General features: G+C 58.2%; 25 protein-coding genes. 15 read left to right on the top strand and 10 right to left on the bottom strand.

Features of this window, described 5'->3' with window-relative positions; genetic code table 11:
* Positions 1-19: 19 nt before the first annotated feature.
* Entirely contained in the window at positions 20-1,231 is a 1,212-nt protein-coding gene (locus EKD05_RS07745; RefSeq protein ID WP_129671866.1) for an ABC transporter permease, read from the bottom strand.
* Positions 1,228-2,157, bottom strand: coding sequence for an ABC transporter ATP-binding protein (locus tag EKD05_RS07750; protein WP_205703886.1), 930 nt, complete (start codon positions 2,155-2,157; stop codon positions 1,228-1,230). Before EKD05_RS07750 ends, EKD05_RS07745 begins: the two co-directional genes overlap by 4 nt.
* Positions 2,158-2,530: 373 nt before the next feature.
* On the opposite strand from EKD05_RS07750, the gene EKD05_RS07755 reads away from it, so the two are divergent.
* The 4 genes from EKD05_RS07755 to EKD05_RS07770 all read left to right on the top strand — a co-directional run bounded on the left by EKD05_RS07755 (position 2,531) and on the right by EKD05_RS07770 (position 5,480).
* On the top strand, positions 2,531-3,229 hold the full coding sequence (locus tag EKD05_RS07755) for a class I SAM-dependent methyltransferase (protein ID WP_129671868.1): 699 nt from the start codon (positions 2,531-2,533) through the stop codon (positions 3,227-3,229).
* Between the two features lie 80 nt (positions 3,230-3,309).
* Positions 3,310-3,741, top strand: a complete 432-nt coding sequence (locus EKD05_RS07760; protein WP_129671869.1) for a hypothetical protein — start codon at positions 3,310-3,312, stop codon at positions 3,739-3,741.
* An 87-nt stretch (positions 3,742-3,828) separates the two neighbouring features.
* Positions 3,829-4,419 carry an SH3 domain-containing protein gene (locus tag EKD05_RS07765; RefSeq protein ID WP_129671870.1) on the top strand — a complete coding sequence of 197 codons (591 nt, stop codon included), beginning with the start codon at positions 3,829-3,831 and terminating at the stop codon, positions 4,417-4,419.
* A gap of 14 nt (positions 4,420-4,433) precedes the next feature.
* Positions 4,434-5,480, top strand: coding sequence for a glycosyltransferase family 2 protein (locus EKD05_RS07770; protein ID WP_129671871.1), 1,047 nt, complete (start codon positions 4,434-4,436; stop codon positions 5,478-5,480).
* A gap of 46 nt (positions 5,481-5,526) precedes the next feature.
* Here EKD05_RS07770 and EKD05_RS07775 read toward each other — a convergent pair whose 3' ends face one another.
* The 4 genes from EKD05_RS07775 to EKD05_RS07790 form a co-directional block, all read right to left on the bottom strand.
* Positions 5,527-5,736, bottom strand: coding sequence for a hypothetical protein (locus tag EKD05_RS07775; protein ID WP_129671872.1), 210 nt, complete (start codon positions 5,734-5,736; stop codon positions 5,527-5,529).
* Between the two features lie 214 nt (positions 5,737-5,950).
* The gene (sucC, locus tag EKD05_RS07780; protein WP_129671873.1) at positions 5,951-7,093 is read right to left on the bottom strand and encodes an ADP-forming succinate--CoA ligase subunit beta; all 1,143 of its coding nucleotides are present in this window, start codon (positions 7,091-7,093) and stop codon (positions 5,951-5,953) included.
* A gap of 539 nt (positions 7,094-7,632) precedes the next feature.
* Positions 7,633-8,925, bottom strand: a complete 1,293-nt coding sequence (locus EKD05_RS07785) for an adenylosuccinate synthase (RefSeq protein ID WP_129671874.1) — start codon at positions 8,923-8,925, stop codon at positions 7,633-7,635.
* 62 nt (positions 8,926-8,987) lie between these two features.
* The gene (locus tag EKD05_RS07790) at positions 8,988-10,187 is read right to left on the bottom strand and encodes an aspartate aminotransferase family protein (protein WP_129671875.1); all 1,200 of its coding nucleotides are present in this window, start codon (positions 10,185-10,187) and stop codon (positions 8,988-8,990) included.
* A gap of 132 nt (positions 10,188-10,319) precedes the next feature.
* On the opposite strand from EKD05_RS07790, the gene EKD05_RS07795 reads away from it, so the two are divergent.
* The 8 genes from EKD05_RS07795 to EKD05_RS07830 are packed head-to-tail and all read left to right on the top strand — an operon-like array spanning position 10,320 to position 19,239.
* Positions 10,320-11,390, top strand: coding sequence for a hypothetical protein (locus EKD05_RS07795; RefSeq protein ID WP_240695683.1), 1,071 nt, complete (start codon positions 10,320-10,322; stop codon positions 11,388-11,390).
* Positions 11,390-13,129 carry a hypothetical protein gene (locus tag EKD05_RS07800; protein ID WP_129671877.1) on the top strand — a complete coding sequence of 580 codons (1,740 nt, stop codon included), beginning with the start codon at positions 11,390-11,392 and terminating at the stop codon, positions 13,127-13,129. Before EKD05_RS07795 ends, EKD05_RS07800 begins: the two co-directional genes overlap by 1 nt.
* Entirely contained in the window at positions 13,126-13,851 is a 726-nt protein-coding gene (locus EKD05_RS07805) for a hypothetical protein (RefSeq protein ID WP_129671878.1), read from the top strand. Before EKD05_RS07800 ends, EKD05_RS07805 begins: the two co-directional genes overlap by 4 nt.
* Positions 13,852-13,854: 3 nt before the next feature.
* Positions 13,855-15,306, top strand: coding sequence for a proton-conducting transporter membrane subunit (locus EKD05_RS07810; protein WP_129671879.1), 1,452 nt, complete (start codon positions 13,855-13,857; stop codon positions 15,304-15,306).
* A gap of 4 nt (positions 15,307-15,310) precedes the next feature.
* Entirely contained in the window at positions 15,311-16,123 is an 813-nt protein-coding gene (locus EKD05_RS07815; protein WP_129671880.1) for a hypothetical protein, read from the top strand.
* 15 nt (positions 16,124-16,138) lie between these two features.
* Positions 16,139-17,203: an ABC transporter ATP-binding protein gene (locus EKD05_RS07820; protein ID WP_240695681.1), complete on the top strand. Its 1,065-nt coding sequence runs from the start codon at positions 16,139-16,141 to the stop codon at positions 17,201-17,203.
* A gap of 33 nt (positions 17,204-17,236) precedes the next feature.
* Entirely contained in the window at positions 17,237-17,983 is a 747-nt protein-coding gene (locus EKD05_RS07825; RefSeq protein WP_129671882.1) for a hypothetical protein, read from the top strand.
* Positions 17,984-17,997: 14 nt separating this feature from the next.
* Complete coding sequence (locus EKD05_RS07830) at positions 17,998-19,239, top strand: NAD(P)/FAD-dependent oxidoreductase (protein ID WP_129671883.1); 1,242 nt, start codon at positions 17,998-18,000, stop codon at positions 19,237-19,239.
* Here EKD05_RS07830 and EKD05_RS07835 read toward each other — a convergent pair.
* Positions 19,210-19,524, bottom strand: coding sequence for a helix-turn-helix transcriptional regulator (locus EKD05_RS07835; RefSeq protein WP_129671884.1), 315 nt, complete (start codon positions 19,522-19,524; stop codon positions 19,210-19,212). The genes EKD05_RS07830 and EKD05_RS07835 overlap by 30 nt on opposite strands.
* A 105-nt stretch (positions 19,525-19,629) precedes the next feature.
* On the opposite strand from EKD05_RS07835, the gene dusB reads away from it, so the two are divergent.
* The 3 genes from dusB to EKD05_RS07850 are packed head-to-tail and all read left to right on the top strand — an operon-like array spanning position 19,630 to position 21,966.
* The gene (gene dusB, locus EKD05_RS07840; protein WP_129671885.1) at positions 19,630-20,670 is read left to right on the top strand and encodes a tRNA dihydrouridine synthase DusB; all 1,041 of its coding nucleotides are present in this window, start codon (positions 19,630-19,632) and stop codon (positions 20,668-20,670) included.
* A 4-nt stretch (positions 20,671-20,674) separates the two neighbouring features.
* Positions 20,675-21,190, top strand: a complete 516-nt coding sequence (locus tag EKD05_RS07845; RefSeq protein ID WP_129671886.1) for a hypothetical protein — start codon at positions 20,675-20,677, stop codon at positions 21,188-21,190.
* Positions 21,187-21,966, top strand: coding sequence for a lysophospholipid acyltransferase family protein (locus EKD05_RS07850; RefSeq protein WP_129671887.1), 780 nt, complete (start codon positions 21,187-21,189; stop codon positions 21,964-21,966). The genes EKD05_RS07845 and EKD05_RS07850 overlap by 4 nt, the downstream gene beginning before the upstream one ends.
* A 76-nt stretch (positions 21,967-22,042) precedes the next feature.
* On the opposite strand, the gene EKD05_RS07855 is transcribed toward EKD05_RS07850, so the two are convergent.
* From EKD05_RS07855 to EKD05_RS07865, 3 genes are all read right to left on the bottom strand, one after another.
* Positions 22,043-22,930: a carotenoid biosynthesis protein gene (locus EKD05_RS07855; RefSeq protein WP_129671888.1), complete on the bottom strand. Its 888-nt coding sequence runs from the start codon at positions 22,928-22,930 to the stop codon at positions 22,043-22,045.
* Between the two features lie 356 nt (positions 22,931-23,286).
* Complete coding sequence (locus EKD05_RS07860; protein ID WP_129671889.1) at positions 23,287-24,066, bottom strand: slipin family protein; 780 nt, start codon at positions 24,064-24,066, stop codon at positions 23,287-23,289.
* Positions 24,067-24,088: 22 nt separating this feature from the next.
* Positions 24,089-25,477, bottom strand: a complete 1,389-nt coding sequence (locus tag EKD05_RS07865) for a nodulation protein NfeD (protein WP_129671890.1) — start codon at positions 25,475-25,477, stop codon at positions 24,089-24,091.
* Positions 25,478-25,744 lie beyond the last annotated feature (267 nt).

The raw sequence follows: 25,744 nt of genomic DNA on the forward strand, positions 1-25,744 counted from the left end.
TCAAGCAAGATCGCGCGGATCAACCGACGCGTAGAGCGCGCACGATCTCCCGGACTCGCAAGCGTTGACCATAGCGTAGCATTCCCACCCGAAAGATCCGCGTTGCCATCCCAATGGCGAGCCATGCCGAGACAACCAGGAGGCTGAAGCTCAGCCCAATCTGCCATCCAGGCACATTGCCCAGCACAAGGCGAAGCAACATCCCTATGGGCGCTGAAAGGGGAAAGAGGCTAAGGGTAACGGCAATCAGGCCATCGGGGTTGGTAAAAAAGATCACGCTGAGCATCAAGGGCAAAACCGCCACAACGGTCATCAAGCCAGCAAACTGCTGCGCCTCTTGCGCTGTTGGCACAATCGCACTGATGGCCACCATCAGCCCGGCAAAGAGCAAGTAGCCCGGAATGAAAAAGAGCAGAACCGGCACAAAGGCGCCCAGGCTGAGGCGTACCTCGCGCAATGGATCCACAAAAACCGCCCCGATGCCCCAGGCAAGCGCCACGCCGCTCAACCAGACCAGCGCAATCGTAAAGCCAAGCAAGCCCAATCCTAGAACCTTGCCGCCAATCAATTGTCCAGGGCTGATTGAAGTCGTGACAATCTCAATCGTGCGGTTCTCCTTCTCCTCCACGAGTGCCTGCAGCAAATAACTCGCCGAAGAAAAGATCGTCACCATAAAGAGCAGGCTACCGAGCATTGCGGCAAGGATGCGCTGACCCAGCGCAGAGGGATCAAGGGATGTCCCATCAACCTGGCGCGACTCAAGCTTAGCCAGGGGATCTAGAGCCACCATAGCCACGTCGGCAGCAAGGTCAGCACGAGCCAGCAAACCCTGATTGAGAGCGCCCCGCAAACTACGTTGTCCAGGTGGCGAAAGCCGCTCAGCCCCATACAGCACAAGCGCACCAGTCGCCGCATAGTCAGGCGCGATCACCACATAGCTCTCAATAGCACCTGTGGCAAGAGCCGCCCTGGCTGCCTCGGGATCGGCAAAGCGAACCAGTTGCATCGCCGGCTCATCATGATCCGATAGAGCAGTCAAGGCCGCTCCGCTGAAAAGACCAGACTGATCGACATACCCGATCGCCGTTTCCGGACGAACAAGATTGACGATCACAATCAACGCCATCCCAACGAGCACAAGAAGCGGCAATCCCAAGGTTGCCAACACAAAACCTCGCCGGCGCACATGGAGCAAATATTCGTGATGCGCAACGTGCAGCAACCTGTTCATGCCATCACCTCCTCGGCAGGATGCGTGCCCTCTACCACGCGCACAAAGATCTCATCAAGAGACGGCAACGCTACCGCAAAACGGTCTACTGTATACGCAGGCTGCGCCGCCAGAGCCTGAAAAATCTCACGGGGCGTCGTGGTTTCATCCAGGTGCAACTGAAGCCTGCCAGTATCACCAAGTGGTTCTACCGCGATCACACCAGGGAGATCAGCCAGGGTGCCGTGACCATCAAGCAACACGGCATTGGCGGCAAATTGGCGACGTACCTCGTCAACTGTGCCATAGAGAACCACCTCACCGCGGTTGATCATCACCATGCGCTCGGCCAATTCTTCTACCAGGTGCATCTGATGGGTTGACATGATCACTGTACGCCCCTGGGCAGCAAATTCACGCAAAACTTCTTTGATAAGGCGCGTATTGACCGGATCAAGGGCGGCAAACGGCTCATCAACGATTAATAAGTCCGGTTCGTGGATCAGTGCCGCAATAAACTGCGCCTTTTGCTGCATGCCACGACTCAAATCATTGATCTTCTTCTGCGTATGGGTCGCAAGATCAAAACGCTCGAGCCAGAACATCAACCGACGACGCGCTTCGCTTGTACGCACGCCCTTGAGCCCGGCCAGATAGATCAGACAATCCAGCAGATTCAGATTACGATAGAGGCCTCGTTCCTCGGGGAGATACCCGATGCGATCAAGGGTATCGAGACTAGGAGCCTGCCCAAAAAGCGCAATCGTGCCACGATCAGGCTTAAAAATATCTAGCGCCATACGGATCGTCGTCGTCTTGCCAGCCCCATTCGGGCCAAGCAGCGCAAAGATTTCGCCAGGGCCAACGCGAAAACTCACTTCACGCACCGCAACCTGCGTAGCAAACGACTTCGCAATCTTGTCAATGACAAGTGGATCCATAATCATTGCTCTTTCCTCATGCAATCCACCTCCAAGACCTAGATTGCATGCGTACCTTGCCGAACCTCCTTGGCAATGCAGCAAGCGCAGCTTGTAAGCATGTAGCCACATTGTAGTCTAGCTATCGGCAGAATGCATCGGCCAGGTGAAGGATGCCGTCTAGGTCAAAAGATCAGTCATCTGGCTAGGACTGGCGGCGGCTAGACCCAATCCCTTGCCCCAAGGCCCAGACATATGCTATCCTGGCGCATATCAATGCTTAGACATGTTTCAGGTTACTTTACCGCTCAGAGGCCTCTATCGGGTACTGATGCGCTCGGCTATTTCCTATTTTCTAGCTCCTAAATTCTTGTCTTACCGTTGAACCAGAGGCCAAGTGATGCCGACGATGTATGAGATCTATGCCCAGTACGCCCCCGAGTACGATGCGCTGGTGACGCATGAAGATTATCAAGGCCAGTTGGCCCAGACGTTACAGCGCCTCTATGATGTGACGAACAAAGATGTGGCTGAGTTTGGCGTTGGCACTGGCAGGGTGACGGCTATGCTGGTCGAACAAGCCAGGCACATTACCTGTTTTGATCGTTCGCCCCATATGCTGGCCTATGCCCAGCAGAAGTTGCAGGCCTATGCCGACAAACTCGCGTTTGTGCAACGCGATAACCTGGAACTGAACCAGGTTGAATGCCAGGTTGATTGCGTGATCGAGGGGTGGAGCTTTGGGCATACGGTGCTTGATCATCCTGAGACGATGGACGACGTGATTGATCACCTCGTGGCGGGGTGCATATCGCTTGCGCGCCCAGGTGGTGCGGTTATCCTGATCGAAACAATGGGTACCATGGTCGACGCCCCGGCCCCCCCGCTCGCCGAACTCGCCCACTTCTATGCCAGGCTCCGTGACCAGCACGGCTTTGCCGAACACGTGATCCGCACCGATTATGCCTTTGCTGATGCTGAAGAGGCCGCCAAGATCATGGGCTTCTTTTTTGGCGAAGCGATGGGCGAACACATCCGCACCACCCGCCAAGCCATCATCAAAGAGTACACCGGCATATGGATCAAAACGATCACCTGACTGACGCAACGCGTTACTTGCGTAAGCGCCGATTTCCTGCTATGATTCAGCCTATCTATCTTTACCCCATGGAGAGGCTGATGACATACTTCAAAGACGAAGCCGAGTTGCAGCAGATTCTCGGCCAACTGTACGATCTGGTCAAGACCGATGCCCGCGTTGCGCCACGAATCTGCGAAGGAAAAATCGTTATTCAGTTCCGCTATGAAGAACCGTTTGGCATAGCGACGATTGATGCAGCCCATCCGCCAACCCAACCAGGGGCCTACTGTGATGTTCACTGGGGCGAGGTTGATCTCAAGCCTGATGTGACGATGTCGATGAAAGCGGATATTGCCCACCAGTTCTGGCACGGCAAGATCAATTTGATGGCCGCCCTCACCCGCAAGCAGATCATTGCCAAAGGGCCGATTCCCAAGATTCTGAAGTTGCTCCCAGCAGTTGAACCCGTCTACAAGATGTATCCCAAGATGCTGCGCGAGATCGGCCGTGAGGATATCGCGCTCAAGTAGGCGAGCGTCAATCCTTCTTTACGTCCCGGGGCTGACACATCGGTGCAGTGCGGGCGACCTTTCGGGCATATGCCGAGCAATAGCGAGATGTATGAACGCGGCGCCCGCGACGCCGAGTTTGATGAACTAGATCTCTTTTATTACCAACACTACTACTACTATCGCCAGGGGTATAACCAGGCCCGCAAGCAGAGTACGACGCGGGGCACTGTTCCCCCTGCGATGGTAGTAGTGTTTGTTGTGGTGCTCACGCTTAGTCTCGTGGCTGGCGGTGTCTGGTGGTTTGCAGAACGCAGCGCTCGCCCTGGTCAGGCTGCCGTTGAAGCAACCCTCATTCCTCCCACAACAGTTGTTGAACGTCCTACCAGCCGCCCCATCCTCCAACCAACGGCCATCCCTCCTGCTGCACCAGTCCTCGAACCTGAACTGGTGCTGGCCGTCGGACGTACGGCACGCATCGTCAATCTCAATGGCACGGTTTTGCGCGCACGCGCCAGCCCCGGGTTGACCGAAGTGGTCGCACGACTCCCTGATGCAAGCGAAGTTACGCTGGTCGAAGGCCCGGTTGAGGCTGATGGGTATGTCTGGTGGCGCGTGGAAGCCGCCGCCGGCACCGGATGGGTCGCCCAGGGTTCGCCGGAAGGAACCGTCTTCCTCGAGCCCTTGCCGCTCAATTGATCACGAGTGGGTCTATGAAGTTGATTGTGCAAATTCCTGCGCTGAATGAGCGTGAGACCATCGCCGCAGTCATTGCCGATGTGCCGCGTACAATCCCCGGGATCAGTGCGGTCGAGGTGCTCGTCATTGATGATGGCTGTACTGATGATACGGTCACGGTGGCGCTGCGCGCCGGGGCCGACCATGTGGTGCGCCATACGGCCAATAAGGGGCTTGCCAATGCCTATCAGACGGGCATTGATACGGCCCTCCGCCTCGGGGCTGATCTTATTGTCAATACGGATGCCGATCATCAATACCCGGGCCGCGAGATCGCCACCCTTGTGCAACCGATTATTCAAGGGAAAGCTGATATTGTCGTCGGCGACCGCCAGGTGCAGCATATCGAACATTTTTCGCCACTCAAGAAGACCTTGCAGCACCTCGGTAGTTCGGTGGTGCGTTGGGCCTCGGAGACGGATGTGCCCGATACGGTTAGTGGTTTCCGGGCGCTGACCCGTGAGGCCGCCCTGCGGACGTTTGTCACGACTGACTTCTCTTACACCATCGAAGCGCTGATTCAGGCGGGCAAACGCCGTCTGACGATTGTCGCCGTGCCGATCACGACCAATTATGTCGAGCGCCCCTCGCGTTTGCATCGCGGCAATTGGAATTTCATCAAGCGCCAGGCCGCGATCATTGCCCGTACCTATGCCACGCACGAGCCGCTCAAGGTCTTTAGTTACCTGGCCGCTTTTCTCTTTACCCCCGGTGCCCTGCTGCTGATCTGGGCCTTCTATATCTTCCTTGGCCGCCGGATGGAGTGGTTCGTCCAGTCGCGCTCCAACGACCAGTCGCTGCTCGTTGGCAGCATTCTCATCTTAATGGCGCTCTTTGTTTTCCTGATTGGCCTGCTGGCCGATCTCGTTGGGGGCGTCCGCCGGATTCAGCAAGAGGTGCTCTATCGTGTGCGTACGATTCAGGTGGATGATGAAGCATGGCGGCGGAACGCCAGTGCCCGCCTGGATGCCCTCGAAACGGCACTGACCGAAGAGAGCGCCCCGACCACGCCAAAAACATAATGACCGGCGTGTGTACGCCGGTCATTCCCGCTCAATTACCGCTTTATTACCGATCAACCTGTTGCAACATTGATGGATGGGTGGTTGACTGGCGTGCCTGATGGGGTGTCGAGGACCAGATGATCCGTAGATGCTGAAGAGCGCCCCCGGTACGCCGATCGAGCAACATGACAAAGCGCGTCGCCTCTGCCAACCCGAGTCGCTCAACCAGTGCGTCCCAGCCCTCTTCTACCAACCGCTGTTCGCCATGGGTCATACGTAGAGACTCCTTCAAACACAAAACAACCTGCACAACCACACAGCGTAGTGGTTTCACAGGCAACAATGCTAAAGCATGCAAACTAACACCGACGATTGTACCACAAAAGCTGCCATACTATGCCAGCAAGGTGGGACAGATCAGCTTGCCAAGACATTGCTTTTGTCAAACAAAAGACCAGTTTCACTGGTCTTTTGTTTGACAAAACGATCTACGCGGTAGCCTGTGCAGCGGCAACGGCTTTCTGGGCTGCTTCGGCAAGCGACGTGGCCGGGATCAACTGCGACTCGGCCAAGAGGCGAAGCCCCTCTTTTTCGTTGGTACCAGTCAGGCGGGCAATCAGCGGAATCGAGGTAGGAACTTCTTCGAGGGCGGCAATAATGCCCCGGGCCACTTCGTCAACACGGGTAATGCCACCAAAGATATTGAACATCACCGCCTTGACATTGGGATCGGCAAGAATGATCTCGAGCGCCGTGCGGACTTTGTTTTTATCGGCACCACCACCGATATCAAGAAAATTCGCCGGTTCACCACCATAGAGCTTGACCACATCCATCGTCGCCATCGCGAGACCAGCCCCATTGACCATGCACCCGATCGAACCATCAAGCTTGATAAAGGTAATGTCGGCAGCCCGGGCTCGCTGTTCGGCTTCCGGCTCATCAGAGGTATCACGCATCGCTTCAAGCTCAGGATGCCGAAAGAGCGCGCTATCGTCAACCAACACTTTTGAGTCAAGCGCGAGCAGACTACCATCATCACGAATCACCAGAGGGTTGATCTCGACCAGCGACGCATCACTCTTGATAAACGTCTGATAGAGCGCGGTCGCGATCTGGGCAAACTGACGCGCCTGCTTGCCATCAGTCAGGCCAATCGCAAACGCCAATTCACGCGCCTGATACTCTTGCAAGCCAAGCATGGGATGCGCCGGAAGCTTGATAATCGCCTCAGGGTTCGTACGGGCGACTTCCTCGATCTCTACCCCACCCTCAGCCGAGGCAATCATCACCACCCGCTTGGTGGCACGATCAAGGATCGCACTAAGATAGATCTCTTTCTGATAACTAATCGCCTCAGCGACCAGCACCTTCTCGACGGTCAAACCTTTAATATCCATACCAAGAATCTGGCTGGCAACCTGTTCGGCCTCGGCAGGCGTATCAGCGAGCTTCACGCCCCCGGCCTTGCCACGGCCACCCACAAAGACCTGGGCCTTGATCACCACGCGACGACCCAGTTCTTCGGCGATCGTACGCGCCTCAGCCGCCGTCGTCGCGACACCACCTCCGGTAACGGGAATGCCATGCTGCGCCAGCAGGGCTCGGGCCTGGTACTCGTGCAATTTCATACGAATTCTCCACGACACTGAGCGAGACCATCGGAAGCACGTGCTTGCGGTTAGCGTATAGATAGATACCGCTTATTTATGATATGCATTCCAGATTGACCGCTTGCACCTGCTATCGTAGCATATACCACAAAGCGATGTCAATCTTTTGCCGGTGTGTACATAGGGCGATTGCATCTTCCGTGGATGCACCAGGCCAGGGCACCCGCAAGGGGTGCCCCTCCACCGGATCCGGCCCCCGGCCGGTAGGGGCACCCCTTGCGGGTGCCCTGATCGCGCGTCTTGTTGTCTCCGGTTTCGTATGATGCAATCGCCCTAGGTGTGTACACACCTAGGGCCAGGGCACCCGCAAGGGGTGCCCCTCCACCGGATCCGGCCCCCGGCCGGTAGGGGCACCCCTTGCGGGTGCCCTGATCGCTGGCGTCAACCCCCATCAAGGGCTAAAAGCAATCCTTTTCAAATAAGCTCACCTACGCAAAAACCTTTGCGCCTTTGCGCCTTTGCGTCAAAAGAGCCGCCTTCTTTGCAAGGTATTGGCGCTAAAAGACCTCGGCGGCAATGATCGTCTGTTCGCGGTCGGGGCCAACCGACACAATCCCAAGACGGGCACCAATCAACTGGCAGAGCCGGGACACATAGGCTTGTGCGGCATCGGGGAGGTCGTGGAAGTGACGTACGTGCGTCGTCGGCGTCATCCAACCCGGCATCTCTTCATAGATCGGCTCGACCTGGCCCAACACGGCCACGGTCGCCGGTGGATAATCGAGTTGCGTCTCGTGCAATTGATAGCCCGTACAGATTTTGATGGTCGGTGCGGTATCGAGCACATCAAGCTTGGTAATCGCGACCGTATCAATGCCATTGATCTGGGTGGCATAGCGCGCCAGCACCGCATCAAACCAACCGACGCGACGCAACCGACCGGTGGTGACGCCAACTTCAGCCCAGGGCGTGCCAATCTGACGCAGCATATCGGCGTCAGGGCCATCAATTTCGGTTGGGAAGGGGCCCTCGCCAACCCGTGTCGTATAGGCCTTAAAGACTCCGATCACCGAGTCGAGTTGGGTTGGGCCAATACCAGCGCCCTGGCAGGCCCCGGCAGCCCCTGGGGGCGAAGAGGTGACATAGGGATAGGTGCCGTGATCAATATCGAGCAAAGTTCCCTGCGCACCTTCAAGCAAGACCGGCAGATCTTTTTCGAGCGCACGGTGGATAATCGGATGCACGTCGGTAATATGCTCGGCGAGTTGACGACCAAACTCGAGGTAGCGCAGATAGGTATCGTGCAGCGAGATGGGCTTGGCATTGTAGAGCCGGGTCAAGATCCGGTTCTTCTCTTCAAGCACCACCGTCAAACGGTTGAGCAGCGTCTCTTCGTGCAACAGATCACCGATGCGGATCCCGGTACGACTCATTTTATCAGCATAGGCCGGGCCAATTCCACGCCCGGTTGTCCCAATCTTGCCGATACCACGAGCATCTTCCTGCAACTGATCAAGCAACATATGGTACGGCATCACCACATGGGCGCGCTCGCTCACAAAAAGCTTGGTGGTACTCACCCCCGATGCCTCCAGACCGGCGATCTCTTTGATCAACGCTTCGGGGTCAATGACAACCCCCGAGGCAATGACATTGACAATGCCATGATCAAAGATACCCGAAGGCACGAGATGGAGCTTGAAGGTACCCAGATGATTGACGACCGTATGGCCGGCGTTATTTCCTCCACCATAACGGATCACCAGGCGCGCTTTGTTGGCCAGGAGATCGACCAGGTGGCCTTTACCTTCATCGCCCCACTGGGCACCAATGAGCGCTACAACGGGCATATGCGTTCCCTTTCAAGCTGAGCTAGCGTTGGGTAGATTGTACCATATGGTGCTTTACCGGCTTACACGAGCGCACGTCGCAGGATGGTCAGGGCCTCGTCAATATGGCCTGTTTCGGTAATTAACGGGGGTACGAGACGGAGAATGTCGTCGCCCGCTGTGGCAACGAGCAAACCCTGTTGCTGGGCTATTTCCCGTACCGGCGCAGCAGGAACATTGAGTGCGACACCGCGCATCAGGCCACGTCCACGCAGTTCACGTATCCGGCCAGGCAGATCGGCCGCGAGATCCTGCAGCGACTCGTCAAGGTAGCTTGACACCTCGCGGACATGGCTCAGAAAGGCGGGATCGTTAATGCGCTTGAAGACGACACTGCCAACAGCAGTCGCCAGAGGATTGCCGCCGAAGGTGGTGCCATGATCGCCAACATGGATCGTATCAGCGACATGCTGCCCAAGCAAGATAGCCCCGATCGGCAAGCCACCGGCAAGCGGCTTGGCAAGCGTCATCAGATCAGGTCGTACGCCCGAAGGTTCATGCGCCCAGAGCGTCCCGGTACGACCCATGCCACACTGGATCTCGTCAAAGATCAGGAGGGCTTGATAACGGTCACAGAGTTCGCGTACCCCCTGGAGAAACGCAGGATCGGCAACCCGCAGGCCGCCTTCGCCCTGGACCGGCTCGAGGATCACGGCACAGACATCGTCGCCCATCACCGCTTCAACCGAGGCAAGGTCATTGTAGGTGGCAAAGCGCGCCCCGGGCATCACTGGCATAAAGGGTTCACGATACTTCTCGCGGGCTGTCACCGCAAGCGCACCCATCGTACGTCCATGAAACGAGCCATCAAAGGCAACAATCGCTGTTTTACCTTCGCCATAATGCTCACGCGCATAACGACGGGCAAATTTGAGCGAACCCTCGATCACCTCGGCCCCACTATTGCCAAAAAAGACCCGGTCAAGACCCGGGCTATGCTCCACCAGCAACCGGGCCAACTCGCCTGCCGGGGCGGTATGATAGAGATTCGAGACATGGATCAACTTGGTCGCCTGATCGGCGATCGCACGGGTTACCTCGGGATCACCATAGCCGAGCGCATTGACGGCAATGCCGGCTACAAAATCAAGATAGCGCCGCCCTGCGGTATCAAAAAGATAGACCCCTTCACCACGCTCGAGGACAAAATCAGGCTTCACATAGGTCTGCAAGATGTACTCATGATCGGCCTGAATGACCCCCGCTGTCCCATCAGTTGACATACGCTACTCCTCGCAATAAGGCAGGATAATGTATGACGACGATTATAGCACTCTGTCATGGTATAATGCGCCAGCAATATGTACCATGTGCCGTCCCGCACCGACGGGCGCAGGAGGCTCTGCTTGACCTATGTGCTGACGCTCAAACCGCAAGCCCCGGGCTTGACCCGTCCTCAGCGCATCTTGCTCAAAATCGATGGCGAGCGGATTGTGGATGTCGAATATCGTCCCGATACCGCGACCGAAACAGCGCTGACCCATGCTGCCCAGTTTGCCCCGGCCCAACTCATTGCGGCTGCGGCCCAATCAGCCCCGGGCTGTGGGGTCGCCCATGGGCTGGCGCTCTGTCAGGCGATCGAACTGCTGGCGGGCATTGAAGTCCCCCCACGGGCGGCCTTTTTACGGGTTGCCGCAGCAGAACTTGAACGGGCTAGTTCGCATGGAGCCGCCGTCGCCGCGATCCTGACGACGCTGGGCCTCGCTAATTTCGCCGAACCCTTCACCACCACGGCAGCACGCCTCCAGGCAACTTTGATCACGCTGACAGCAACTGAACCAGGTGACTGGCTCATCCCCGGTGGCGTGGGCTATGATAGCGATGCCTCGGTGCGCGAAGTGATCGAGCAGACCTCGGCTGAGCTCATTGCGACCCTCTTCCCTCTCGTTGAGCGTGTGCTGAACCAGCGTTCGTTGCTCGCCCGTACGGTGGATGTCGGGATCATTACCACCCACGCCGCAACGCAGTTTCGGCTCGAAGGCCCCCTCGGGCGGGCCTCGGGGCTCACCAACGATCGCCGGATCGACAAGCCCTATGCAGCGTATCCGAGCCTGCCACCAGAACTTGTGACCCAGCCAAGTGGCGATGTGTATGCGCGGCTAGTCGTGTTGGTGCTTGAGTTGCTCGAGAGCCTCAAGTTGGTTGGACGCGCTTCGCGTGAACTGCCCGGCGGCGAGATCTGTGGGGAATTGCCCGAACGCTTGCCGGCAAGTACCACCAATGCAACCGTCGAAGGTGCCCGTGGCCCCATTACATATCATGTCGAGAGTGATGGCCGCCGTTTGACGAGTGTCAGCTATAAACTCGCTCCACAGGTTGAACGGTTGTTGACCCGTAGTCTCTTGGTGAATGCACGAATTGATGATGCTGCGCTGGTCTTTGTTTCAACCGATCCATGTGATACCTGTCTGGAGACAGGCTACTGATGTTTTTCCTTGTACCAACTATTCTGCTGCTTGCCGCAGCACTCAGCTTTGGGCTTGGACAGCTTGTGCCTGCACGACAGATCGGGTTTGGCACGGCGCTCACGATGCTGATCACCCTTGGTATCCTTGTGATAGCACCGTTGGCAACCCCTGAGGAACCACCTATCGTGCTGTTGCTGCTGGGTACCGTGCAGGCAAGCCTCACGCCCGGGTTGCTAGCAAATGAACGTGCGCTTGCACTGACCCTCCTGGGGGGCGGGGGGCTGACGATCCTCACGCTCGCCGCTGCCATCGCCCCAGGGGTGCGTGGGTTTGGGGCAATTTTTGGGTGGGCGCTGATCTGTTTGACGGCAGCCGTGACGAGCCTGGCCGCCCCCCCGTTTTCGCTTGTCCATCCGTTCGCCTGGACCGTGGTGACGCTCAGTGGCTATGCGATGCTTCAGGCCAGTGGGGTCACCACTGGCACGGCGGCTGCACCCGAGGCTCCTGTCTTGTTGCCTCACGGCTTGATCACAGGTCTGCTGGCGAGTCTGCTGGTAGCCGCCGCCATCCTTGCCCCTGGTACGCTGATTGAAGATGGAACCCTCTCGATGTGGCCGGCCCTCGTTTTGCTGCTTGTCGCGGCGTTTGCCTTTGCCGGAAGCCCCCCCCTGGCGGGTGGACGCAACGAGGCCTTTGCCTTTCCTGCGCCCCTCGCAACCCTGGTCTATGGGCTCGCTATGCCGGTGGCGGGCCTCAACTGGTTTATGCAGGTCATCAGTGCTTTGCCGATTTTACCCAATCGCTGGGCGATGGCAATTGCGTTGCTCGGCACATTCGGCATGCTCGGATGTGCCGCAGCAGCACTTGCCACCCCGCGTCTGCGTCCCTTGCTTGCGTTGATGCTGACGTTTCAGGTGGCCGCGGTTGTGGTTAGTATCGGCCTGGCCGGGCCGCTCGCCGCCCTGGCGGTGCCAGGGCAACTGGTCAGCCTGATGTTGAGTGGGGTCATCGGGGCGGCAGCCGTGGCGAGCTTTGAACGCATGACGGGAAGCGACGACGTTACGGTGCCAGGCCTCGCGTTGCCCCGGCTCGTCGGGGTGATGTGGCTCGTTACAGGTGCCCTCACCCTCGGCTTGCCGCCGCTGTGGGGGTTCTGGCCACGTCTGTGGCTTTTCCAAGCGATCCAAGAGCAGTACCCCTGGCTCCTTACCCTGGTGCTTGCAAGCATGGTGCTGATAGTCCTGGCCCTCATTCTGCCGCTCGCCCGACTCTGGGGGCAGGGCAAGGAACGCACCGGGTTGAGGATGAGTTGGGTTGAGCAGATGCTGCTTGCGGTGGCGGGTGCGCCATTGGTACTGCTCGGGTTGGTCCCTACCCTCGTGTGGGAACCCTGGCTCGCCACGCTTACCTTTGCCCCCGTGGACTTTCCAGTCAGCTTCGGGGCACAGCTTGCGACAGGGATCGCCGGGGGCGTCTTGGTCGTGCTGATGCTTATGATCGCTCGTCGCCCCGTTGTACGAACACTTGAACGCGATCCTGATGAAGAACCCGTCTTCTTGACTGCCGAAGGGCTAGGAACGTTATTGCAACCTCTGGCACATCTGACTAACCCGACCCAGGGCTGGCAGGCTATCTGGCAAGGGTTGCAAAGAATCAGTCAGGGACTACGCTTTTTGCTTGGATTCTTTGAACAGCGTTACTATCTGCTGGGTGTGCTGGCAGCGCTGCTTACGATTATGTTGTTGATGGCACAATGAGTATCAACTGGCTTCTGCTTGGAATTGGGATTACAGCGGCAATCATCCTGCTCTTTCGGGATTGGCGCATTACCGTCACTGCCCTGTTGCTCAACTATGTGGCCCAGGCCTTCTTCCTCGTCGAGCAGCAGTTTATCAGCGGGGATCTGCCGATCTTTGGGTTCGCGGTGAGTACCCTGCTCGTGATCAAGCTTATTACCGGGATCAGTGTCGCGCTGATCTTGGGCATTACGGCACTCACCTTCTCACGTGAGTATGGCCTCGAGAATCTCGATGAGTTTGGGATGGCCGAGTTGCGCCGGGCCGCTCGCGCCGCTCAACGCCAGCGCGCCAATCAACCGTTTCAGTTCGGTGAGTATGTGTTGCCCTTCTGGGCTGGCGTCCTGGCCCTGCTGGCCAGCCTGATCCTGCCACGAGTCTATGCGATTGCACCGACGGTAGCTAGTGATTTTGTCTGGTACTGGCTGGTGCTGACCGGCATTCTGACGATCGCTACGGCGGTCGATGTGCTGAAGATCGGCCTCGGGTTGCTGCTCTGTGTGAGTGCGGTTGACCTGCTCTATATGGCGGTCGTTAGTACACCTGATGCGAGTGGGCTGAATGTGATTCCACTTGCGCTCTTGAGCCTGTTCCATCTGCTGCTGGCCCTGGCCGTAGCGTATTTGAGCGGGCTCCTCTATGGACGACTCAAGACTCTCGATCTGAGTGAGCTCTATCGGTAGGCCATGCTCTATTTGCTTTTGATCTTTTTTCCGATCACGATGGCGATCAGTACGTTTATCCTGCGACGGAGAAGCGAACTGGTTATTTTTGCGGCGCTCGGCACAGTCCTGACGCAGGTCTGGATCGCGCTGCAATTGCCGATTGACCAGCCAACCCGCTTTCTCGGGGTGACGCTGACGCTCAGTACACTGGGGCAGGTCTTTTTGCTGATCTTTCTCGGGATCGGGGTGTTTGCCTTTGTGGCGGCCCGCCATTTGCCGCATGGCGAGAATTTTGTACCGATTACGCTGCTGACGCTCGCCCAGATTAGTGGCGTGCTCTTGTTGCAAGATCCCTTTATTACCACGCTTTTGCTTGCCTCCACCAGCTTGACAACCGTCCTGACGGTCGTTGATCTGCCTGTAGGCGCGAGTGCGCTCGTCAGTACACGGGTCATTGCCGCAGCGCTCAAGTATCTCGTCTTGATGGTCGTGGCTATGGTCTTGATGTATATTGCGTTTGTCCTGACTGATGTCTTTCGACCTGGGGAACTACCCGGGCGAATTTCACTTGCCCGTTTCATCCTGGCCCTGCTTGCGACGAGTTTCGCCCTGCGCCTGGCGCTGATCCCGTTTCATACGTGGCTCACCGATCTCGTTGATTACGCCGAGACGCTTGTTTCCGCAGTGACGATTACGCTGCTCAATACGACGAGTTTGCTCGTGCTGATTCTTGTGTTTCAAAGCTATCCGATGCTGCTCGTCGAGAGTGCCGAAGTCCTCTTTGTGATGCGCCTCGGGGCGCTGGTCAGCGTGATCGTCGCGGGCGTCCTTGCCCTGGCACCGACATCGTTGCGCCGGGCAAGCGCGTACCTGATCCTCTACCATTGCGGGATCGTCTTCTACGGCTTGGCCGCCGTCTCGCAACTCGGGCTCGCCGGGGCGATCTTTGGGGCTTTTAATCAGACTCTGGCGGTGATGCTGCTCTTTGTGAGCCTCGGGTTGCTCGAACGCCCCGATGGCCGCACACCAGGGGTGCTCAGACGGGATCTCTTGCGGCGCTGGCCGGTCGCGGCGACCGGCTTGATCGTCAGTGGGCTCTCGCTGCTTGGGCTACCGCCGCTCGGTGGGGCGATGAGCCATCTGTTGATCTATCAGGCGGCGGCCGAAAAGGGTTGGCTGGAACTGTCGGTTTTGTTGCTCGGCACACTGCTCGCCGGGCTTGGCTTGGCCCGGATTGCGGCGGAACGGTTGCTTGGCCCCGGCGAAGAGACGCTCGTGGTCGAACCGCTGATGCTCGGTGAAACCGAACTCGACCGCCCGCCCCAGCGTCGCCTCGAACCCGAACCGCCGAGTGCCGCTGTGTTGACGTTGCTCTTGATGCTCATCACGCTCGGCGTGGGCCTCTATCCCCAACCATTGCTCGCGGTGATTGATGAGGCGATCCGTGGGCTCGCCTTTATCCAGGCTTTGTAGACGTATGAATGATCTTCTATTAATCATTGGCTCGGCGCTACTGTATCCCGGGGTGTTGACCGCCCTTGTCGCGGGGATGCTCTACCGTGTGGTACGCCGGGGCAAGCCTGGTGTCGAGGGCATGGCAGCACTCCAAAGCCAGGAGGGACGGGCACATCTGGCTGGACTGGTGCTGGCGAGCCTGGGGTTGGCGTTGTTGCCTTGGCCGCTGCATCCGAGTGGGCCTATGGCAAGCTGGCTCTGGGCATGGATCGTCTTTGAACTAGCCTTTCTGGTGCCCCTTGTGCCAGCTTTGCTCACCGGAAGACCGGCGCTCGGGCGGGCGGCAATCCGCGAAGCCCAGCTTGGTACTTTTGCGCGGGCCTTGTTGTGGTGTTCCCTCGCGGTGGCCTTGACCTTGCATCAACGCTGGGATACAATCGCTCTACTTGCCCATCTGCTCGCCCTGCTCGGGGCTCTGATCGCCTTCCCAATCGCGATCGGGTGGGGGCCCTTTGGCCCTGAAGAGTTTATCACCCCAGGGGGGGTGGCGGCCGGGCTCGCTGCCGATGGACAGGCTTTGGACAAACTAGCCCGTGATCTGCGGGCCGGAATGTTGCTCGCAGCAGTGCTCGTGGCCGTGTTACCAGTCGGCCTGGTTCCAGCCTTCATCAGCTTGCCGCTGATCGTTGGTGGGATCGTGATCGGGGCACTGCTCTTGCGTAACTTTGATGGTCGCCAGGCCCGCCTGACCCTGCCCGATGCCCTGCGCTTCTGTTTGATTTGGCCCCTACCGTTGACCCTAGTCGCAACGGTAGTCCTAAGTGTGGTACGCTAAATGCTTGGAGCTTCAGTGACAGCCGTTATTGAAATCGCTAATCTGTACAAGGCCTATGGCGATGTGTCAGTGTTGCAAGGGCTCAATCTGCGGGTCGGAACAGGCGAGTCCTTCGGCTTGCTGGGACCCAACGGGGCAGGCAAATCGACGTTGATCCATCTGATGCTGGGCTTTTTGCGACCTGACCGAGGGCGGATCGCACTGCTCGGCACCACCAGGCTTGAGCAGATCCGGCTACGGGTGGGTTATCTGCCCGAACGGCAGCGTTACCATATGGCCTACAGTGCCCGTGAGTACCTGCGCTTTCTCGGAAGTTTCAGCGGGTTGACCGGGGCAGTTATGCACGAGCGGGTTGACCGTGAATTAGCCCTGGTGGGCCTCACCGAGGTAGCCGACCGCCGCCTGGCAACCTTCTCGAAGGGCATGCTGCAACGCCTTGGCATTGCCCAGGCGTTGCTGATGGATCCCGATCTCTTGGTGATTGATGAGCCTACCAGTGGCCTCGATCCTGCGGGACAGCGTGAGGTGATCGACCTGCTCAACGAGGTGCGCCAGCGCAACCACACGCTCTTTCTGTGTACGCATTATATGCACGAGATTGATCAACTCTGTGATCGCGTCGGGATTATGGCGAACGGGCGCATTGCGGTCGAACGAAAGGTCGCTGACCTGCAGGGCATCGTGAGTAGCGTACGGATCAAGGTGCAAGGGATGACCGCACATGTCCATGAAGCACTGCACGCCCTTGGGCCAGGCATCCATTGCGAAGGGCAGAGTGTGCGCATCAGCCAGAATTCACCACGCTTGCAAGCGGCGGTTTTGCGAACCCTGCTAGATGCGAATGTGGTCATCCTGATGCTCGAGCCGCTGGAAAACCCCATTGAACGCCTCTACCTTGAAACCATTCAAGCCACCAAGCTACCGAGCGGCCTGCACACGTCCTTGGGCATATTCAATGACTCACAGCGCCCCATCCTCACCCGCACGCCTCACGAGCAGGTGGCGTCACCCGAGCGCCAGGGTGAGCGCGATCCTCTTTTGCATGAACTGTTGCAAACCGGAAAGACCGAAGACAAATAAGGCACCGTTGAGCCACAGGAGACGAACAGAGCTATGCGGCTGCTACGATTTATCGGCTTTTCACTACTCGAATATCTACGCTCGGGAAGGGTTGCCATCGAGATCATTGCCGCCCTGCTGATCTATGCGATCTTTTTGCGTCGCCCAATGGACGCGACCTACTTTTTCAATGTCGTCGGCATCTTTACGCCGCTGCTGACGCTCTATACGATGGCAATCGTGATCAGCCTCGGCGATCGCCCCCAGGGTTATGTCGTCGTCTCACGGGGCATCGGACGAGCCACGTTTCTCCTCGGGCTCTTTTTTACGGCGTGGACGCTTGTTTTTGGGACATATGGGCTTGTCTCACTCATCGTCGCCTTGCTCAATCCTCCCGCCGAGCTTGATCTGCTCAACTGGCTGCTCGGCACCCTGCCGTTGCTCCTTAATATTGGCCTGCTCGCCGCCTTGATGCTTTTGCTTTCACCGCTGGTCTTGCCAACCGGCTGGCGACTCTTTATTTTGAGCCTGATCGCACTCGCTTTTTCAGGGAATTTCATCGGGGGGCAACTGCTCAATGCGCTTCCCGAAGCAATGCGGTCGCTGCTCCGCGCCCTGCAGGCGCTGCTCGGGGGCCCCCTGGTGCCCGCATTTTATGGCTTTCAACTCGCGGTCACCCGCGATTATAGTTCCGCCACAGCCCTGGCGAATCTCTTCGCCCAAACGTCACTCCTCGTTTCACTGCTCGGGCTTGCGATCTATGCGTTTGCCCGACGTGATCTGATCTTTAGTACCCAATAAGCGTAGGTGCGACCATGAACGAGGTGATCATTATTGGCGCAGGAGCCGCTGGGCTCGCCGCAGGTCAGCGCCTCCACCAGGCCGGTTGGAAGGTGGTGCTGCTCGAAGCACGTGAACGCATCGGGGGCAGGATCTGGACGGATCACCGCTATGGGCCGGTTGAACTCGGGGCCGAGTTTATTCATGGTGCGCAGGCGGCAACCTGGCAGTATGTGCAGGCTGCCGGGCTACGGACCCAAGCCTGGGGAAGTGATCGCCGTTTTGCCCGCCGGGGAACCCTGCTTGCCACCGACGATCCGTGCATCGCCCTGACGTATCAATTCTACGAGGCCATCACCACCTATGCTGGCCCCGAGCGAAGTGTGGCCGACGTGATTGCCAACCTCGCTGACCCTGACGAGCCAGCGGCCCAGATGACCCTGCGCTGGCTGGCAAACCTCGAAGGGGCTGACCCTGCACGCTTGAGCGCGACCGCCCTGGCCCACGAACGGCGCACCAGCACCAACGGGCAGGGCAATTTCCACCTGCTCGATGGCTACGCGACCCTGGTAGCAGCTATGGCCGCTGGGTTGACCATCAAGACCGGCGCTCCGGTCACCAAGATCGCCTGGCAACCCGGCGAAGCCGTCGTGACCCTGATGGATGGCACTCAGCACACCGCCCCCCACGTGCTCATCACCGTGCCATTGGGGGTGCTTCAGGCGGGAGCAATCACCTTTAGCCCTGAGCTGCCCGCCACCAAACAGGCCGCCCTCGAGCGCATCGCCATGGGCCACGTGACCAAGCTTGTGCTCTGGTTCGACCGGCAGTACTGGGACCCCTTCACCATCATGAGCACCGATGGCAACATCGTCACCTGGTGGCCGGTGGTGAGCACCACCACGCCAGCGCTCATGGGCTATCAGGGTGGGGCGGCGGCGCTCGCGCTCGCGCATATGAGTGAAGATCAAGCCCTCACCCTAGCCCTGAATGAACTGACGATCCTTTTTGGCTCCGAAGTACGCCAGGCATGGCGAGGAGGCCGGATGAGCGCATGGTCCCACGATCCGTGGAGCAACGGGGCCTATAGTTACAGTCCGGTTGGCATGGGTTCGGCCCGCGCCATGCTCGCCGCACCGGTTGGCGAGGTGCTCTACTTTGCGGGCGAGGCGTGCGCGACGAACGGCCATCTGGCAACCGTGCATGGGGCCATCGAGAGTGGACATCAGGCAGCGCAGGCGATCTTATCAAACCATGGCACCGAACTGATCGCGTAGCCAGGCGATCTGGCTTGCATTGACCCGGTAGCAGACGGCGGGGCCATCTGAATAGGCTTCGAGCAACTCGGCATCACGCAAGACCCGCAGATGCTGTGACAACGTTGACTGTGCGTGAGGGCCACCATCGGGGAGATGAAGCAGGATCTCGTTCCCAATGCAATCGGGATGCCGCAACACATACCGCAAGATCGCCAGACGAACCGGATTGCCAATGGCCTTGCACGTCTGTGAGAGCCGCAGATCCGGGCCGTGCAACGGATCGGAGCCATTACTGTTCCCCATACCCTACCTCCTCGCTGAGGTTGCATGGTGTAATGCTACGCCGTGCAACGCACGCTGTCAAGACGATTCTTTACAATTCCGTTCAGGCTGCGCTATAATCTAGCTATGCTCACGTCAACCATCATCGAGGCACTGCCCTCGAGTTACGCTATTCGCGACATCAAGATTGCCCCAAATATCACCCTTGCCCCAATGGCAGGGGTGACTGATAGCATCTTTCGCCGGATGATCCTGCGCCTCGGTGGGTGCGGCCTGGTCAGCACCGAGATGACCAATGCAGCTAGTGTCACGCCCAAGGCCTTGAAACGCCATAAACTGCTCGATTTTTACCCCGAAGAGCGCCCACTGACGATGCAGATTTCGGGCAATGATCCTGATTTGATTGCCGAAGCGGCCCGTACCGTCGCAGGGTTGGGGGCCGATATTCTCGATATCAACTGCGGCTGTCCCTCGCCCAAGGTCACCGGTGGCGGTCACGGGGCCTCGTTGCTGCGCGACCTGCCCAAGATGGAACGGGTCTTGCGGGCGGTGACGGCAGCCGTCACGATCCCGGTGACGCTCAAATTTCGCGCCGGGTGGGACGAGCACAATCTCAATTTTCTTGAGACAGCCCGGCTTGCCGAGGCTGCGGGCATTGCCGCACTCGCTTTGCACCCACGGACCCGCGAGCAAGGCTACAAAGGGAGTGCCGATTGGAGTCGGATCGCCGCCGTCAAGCAGGTCGTGACCATTCCGGTCATTGGCAGTGGCGACGTAAAAACCGCTGAAGACGCGCTGGTTCGTCTCTATGAGAGTGGCGCAGACGGGGTGATGATCGGGCGCGGTGCCATGGAAAACCCCTGGATCTTTGTGCAAATCGGGCAGTTGCGCCGGGGCGAAGCGGTCTTCGAGCCAGGGCCGAACGATAAACTCGATTTTCTGTTGCGCTATATGGGGATGTGTGAAGAAGAGATGCCCGACCGCCTGGCGCTCAACAAAATCAAGCAATTGATCGGCCAGTTTGCCCTGGGCATGCCCAACAGCAGCCACCTGCGCGTCGCCGTGCATCACGCAAGCACCCTCGACGAAGCGCGCAACCATATCCAGACTTTCTTTCAGCACGTAACCACCCCAGAGCACTGGGTTGACCAGGTAAGCATAAGGTAAGGGCATGCACGACGGCTACATCTTTACCCTCGGCATCTGTGGCAGCACAATGGCAAGTGGCCCGGCCCCCGCCAGCCTCGATCTGATGCTTGCGGCCCTTGCCCCCGTCAAACGGGCGGCCTATTTCGGTGAAGTCCTGATCAGCACTGACCTGCCTTCGCTCGACGACCCGCTGACTACGCCGGTGGTCAACGACATCGCCGACGCCGATGTCTTGCTCATTACAACGCCCTTGCCGGGAGGAAAATTGCCAGCACGCCTACATTCGCTCGTGCGGCTGATCGAGCATGCCGCCCCGGTCCAGCGACGGCGTTTTGCAGTGATCATCGCTTTCACCGACGGCACGACAGAAGGGCTGTGGCCGCTGCGCCATGCCTTGGATGCGGCGGCAATCGAGGTGCTCAGCGAGCTCTATGCGCCCGCCGAGGCCGACCTCGACGAGCTAGCCCCTGAGCTCATCAGCCTGGCGCACATGGTCTATGGACGTGCGCACGCCTTGCACCCCGAGGCTCTGACGTGAGCGATGCGCCCCGCCCCAGGTTTCCAGCCGCCAAAAACTGGCTCGGCGACGAACTGCTCTACTGGTTCTTTGCGCGCTGGTCGCTCTGGAGCAGTTTTGACCGGGTCTGGCTGCAGAGTCACGGCCCTCTTCCCGACCCTGACGACGGGCCGCTTATCCTCTATCTCAACCACAGTGCCTGGTGGGATGGCTATCTGATGTATGCCATCCACCGCGTCGTCTTGCGGGGACGTTTCGACGCGCACCTGTTGATGGAAGAGAAGCAACTGCGTGCATACCGCTTTTTCACCTGGTCAGGAGCCTTCGGGCTTGACCGAAGCAACCCCGAAGCGACCGAGCGTGCGCTGGCCTACACGGTCAAGCTATTGCGCGAACGCAAGGGATCGCAAGCGCGATCAGTCTTTATCTTCCCGCAGGGGCGGATCGTACCGCAGGATCAGCGCCCCCTCGTGACATATCCGGGGATTGCGCGCATCATTACGCAACTCAACGGTGACGTGAACCTGTGCCCGGTCGCCTTGCGCTATGAATTTTTAGGCGAACAGCGCCCACACGCCTTTATCCGCATCGGGCCAGTGCATCGCGTCACTGAGCCAGACTCGGCCCGCGCAACGATGCGCGACCTCAACAAGCGCCTAACGCAGGCGTGTGACGCCTTGCGCGACGACGTTGTGGGTGAGCAGCGCGACCGCTTTGCCGTCATCTTGCGTGGGCAACGCGGCATTGACCAGCAATTCGACAGGTTTCTCCGCCTCTTCCGACGCACCCGAGGGTGAGGGATCGGCGCGCAGATCTCACAGGTCTTGAAGACCTGTGAGGTCTTATAAGGCCCCCAAGCCCCAGCCGGGGGCTTTACGCCCCCGACTCCTGCTCGGCATCACGCATACGGCGGGCCAACCGTGGCAAGCCCCAATGAAAAGCAAGTGCCAGCATGATCAAGCCACCGATCAACGCCGCGACCTCTTGCCCACGCGACAGATTAACGAGCACAAACATCGTCAAATTGGTCAAATAGAGGGTCACCGGCAACCAGGGCCAGAAGAACTGCGCCGCATCGCGTTGCACATCAGCGAGCGCATAGGCCGCCTCACGTTGGCGGGCGGCCTGGGCACGATAGCGCAACAAGACCCAACTCAGCAGCAGACTAGTCACAAACCAGGCCACAAAATTCGAAAGCGGAATGCCATAATAGATGTCATCTGGCGTCCCACTCCAGACCCAGTACCCATTGATATTCACCGCAAACGGCTCGATCGTCACATCGAGCAAAAGGGCAAAGACCGCCGCCATCAAGACCTTGGTACTGCTCACCTGCTGATCCTCGGCCATCGGGCGATTTTCACGACCCAGGATCAATTCACCGACACCCATTGCGGTCGTCACCACCAGCAACCACGCAAAGGGAATCGCGAGCGGCACCACGCCGAAAATCTGGGGCTGCAGCACCTCGGTATACGAAAATGCCCCAAAGGGAAAGCCCGTTGTAGCCCCGGTATGTTCAACCAGCCACGAAAGAAAGAGGATCCAGAGCGAAGCGAACGCACCCCACCGCCCAAAATTGACAATGAGCCAGAGCCCCACCAACGAACCCTGCAGCAAGAGCAGCACCCCACCCATCCATGTGCCCCAGACAGGCACCCGATCAAGCGCGATAAGGGCAATCGACCAGGGATAGATAAAAAGGTACGAGGCGAAAAGCGCGGCTACTCCCTTACGGAGGCGCGTGGTCTGGTGTAACATACGTGATAACTTCCTATCGACAGAATGAAAACATCGCAAGCACCTGAATTATTATAAATTCGTGTTTTTTGCTTGTCAAAGCCCCATAATTCTATTCCTGTTTTGTGATTTTATTGAGTCTTTACTACGTTTAGAGTTAACCCCCTAAAGCCCATCCTTGGGCTATAGCAGTCCTGTTTGGATTGTAAACAGGAGTGCCGGCTTTAGCCGGCTAAAGCCGGCACTCCGTAGACACAAACCTGTTAGGACTGCTATAGCGGAAACGACCAGCTGTGCTGGTCGTTTCCGCTAGCCCAAGCGAACTTACTGACGTACCCACCTTGCGCTAGCGACGGGCGACCAGAGATCGCCCGTTGCTACCGCAGCTTTTCCTCGGTAGGCATAAACTGCTTGATCGTCTCGATCGGCAACGGGAAGATAATCGTACTATTCTTCTCGACGGCGATCTCAGTGAGCGTCTGGAGATAACGCAACTGGAGGGTAACCGGCTCACTGGCAATGATGGCGGCAGCATCGGCGAGAGCCCGACTCGCCTGCAATTCACCCTCGGCGTGGATCAGCTTGGCGCGCTTCTCACGCTCAGCCTCAGCCTGCTTGGCCATCGCCCGTTGCATATTCTGAGGCAACTCGACATCCTTGACCTCAACGATCGTCACTTTGATGCCCCAGGGTTCAGTCTGTTCATCAATGATCTGCTGGAGCTTCTGATTGATCACTTCACGCTTGGCCAGCAACTCGTCAAGCTCACCCTGACCAACAACCGAGCGCAGGGTTGTCTGGGCAATCTGCATCGTCGCACGAATATAGTCCATCACTTTGGTGACCGCCCAGTTGGGATTGATCACCTGAAAATAGAGCACCGCATTGACCTTGATGGTGACGTTATCCAGGGTAATAACTTCTTGCGCTGGCACGTCCATCGTAATGACACGGGTATCCACGCGCACCATACGCTCGAAGACCGGAACCACAAAAAAGAGGCCTGGACCACGGGCACCAACCAGGCGTCCAAGGCGAAAGATCACCCCGCGCTCATATTCAGGCACAATCTTGATCGACGAAAGCAAGACCATCAGGGCCACAAAGCCTAGGACGCCCAGACAGGCAAGCAAAAAAAGACCACTTCCACCAGTCATTATCGCACTCCTTCAGACTAAACTACTTGGTTGGGTTTGGTTCGTGCGGGCGCTCACCCGTGGTCGCCGTCGGCGCAAGACGTTTCACCATCAAGCGCAGGTCATAAACCCCGGTAACCCTCACCCACTCACCAATTTCAATCTCACCATCTTCGCTGAGCGCACGCCAAAGCGCCCCCTCAACAAACACCATTCCCTCGGGTTCGAGGCGTTTACGGACTTCAGCCAGGCGTCCGACCAGGCCCTCCTGGCCAGTTGTCACCGGTGCATTGCGTGCCCGCACGGCCAGCAACACACCCACCGTCGCAAACGCGGCAATCAAGACCGCCACCAGCACAATCGCCCAGAACGCTACCGCCACACCCGGAGCCTGCGCATTGTCAAACATCATCATGGCGCTCACCACCAGTAAGACCAAGCCAAGCACCGTAACAGTGCCCTGGGAAGGCAAAAAGAGATCAGCGGCAACGAGCCCGAACGCAAGAAAGAGGCCCATCACGGCCAACCAGCGTACGGGCAAGGCAAAAAGGCCAACCAGAGCCATCATGAGCAAGATCAAGGCCAACCCGGCCAGCACACCGAGCGTCGGTGTCACGAGTTCGGCATAGGCGGCAAAGCCTGCCATGATCAGCAACAGAAAGGCCACGGTAGGATTGGCGAGCAGCATCAAGAGCATTTCCCACAGCGTCGGCTCAAGGGGCTTTGTAGGTTGCCCAAGCGTACGCAACGTACGGGTCTCGCCATCAGCAAGCACAACAACCTGCCCTTCCAGCAGGGTCAACAACTCTTCGCGGTCGCGTGCAACCAAATTGATTGCCGGTGGCGTAAGTTCAATGGCCTGAGCATTGCTAAGCACAATGCCCTCACGGACAGCCGGTTCAACCCAGCCATCGTTCCGTCCCCGGTCGCGGCTCCAGGAGCCAAGCTGGAGGATCGCCTCGTTGAGCAACAACTCACGCGCCTGCTCGCCGAGGTTGGCATTGGCTTCGATCAGAGGCACCGGAACCCCAAAGGAGGTATTCGGGGCCATGGCAGCAACATGCGAGGCCGCTAACAACCACGAACCTGCGGCGCCGCTCGCGATCCCGGGCGGAACAAAAACCACGACGGGCACACTGGCATTCGCAAGATCGGCGGCAACCAGACGTACATCACGTAACACCGCACCCGTCACACCCAACTCAATAAGCAAGAGCTCAGCGTCATTCGCTTCGGCTTCACGCAACGTGCGCCGGAGATAATCAACCGTGTGGGTACTGACGACACCACTCAACTCGACCGTAAAGAGTGGCCCACGAGCCTGTGCGGCGACAGGCTGTACAAGGGTACTAACAAAATGGAGGAGGAGGAGACCAAAAAAACAGAGGCGCCCAAGACGCCCAAGCCTCCCTTGACGAAGAATACGTTTCATACGAATCATTGATGCTGTTGCCTCAAATGTACAGACCAACTTCAGTATAATACGTTTTTGGACAAAAAATATCAAATCTGCGTAATCTGCGTAATCTGCGGACGATCAGCATGACGTTGCATCAGCCCTAGAGGGTGCGGCAAGAGCGGTGCTTTGCGCGTACGAATGTGATATAATATGTATATCAGCCACGTTGGGAATTGATGGCGGGCGCGCAGGCGTACCGTAGATTCCTTAGCCGGGGCTTTTTTTATCGCCTTGAGATAC

The organism is Candidatus Chloroploca sp. Khr17 (assembly GCF_004138165.1).
Classification (GTDB): domain Bacteria; phylum Chloroflexota; class Chloroflexia; order Chloroflexales; family Chloroflexaceae; genus Chloroploca.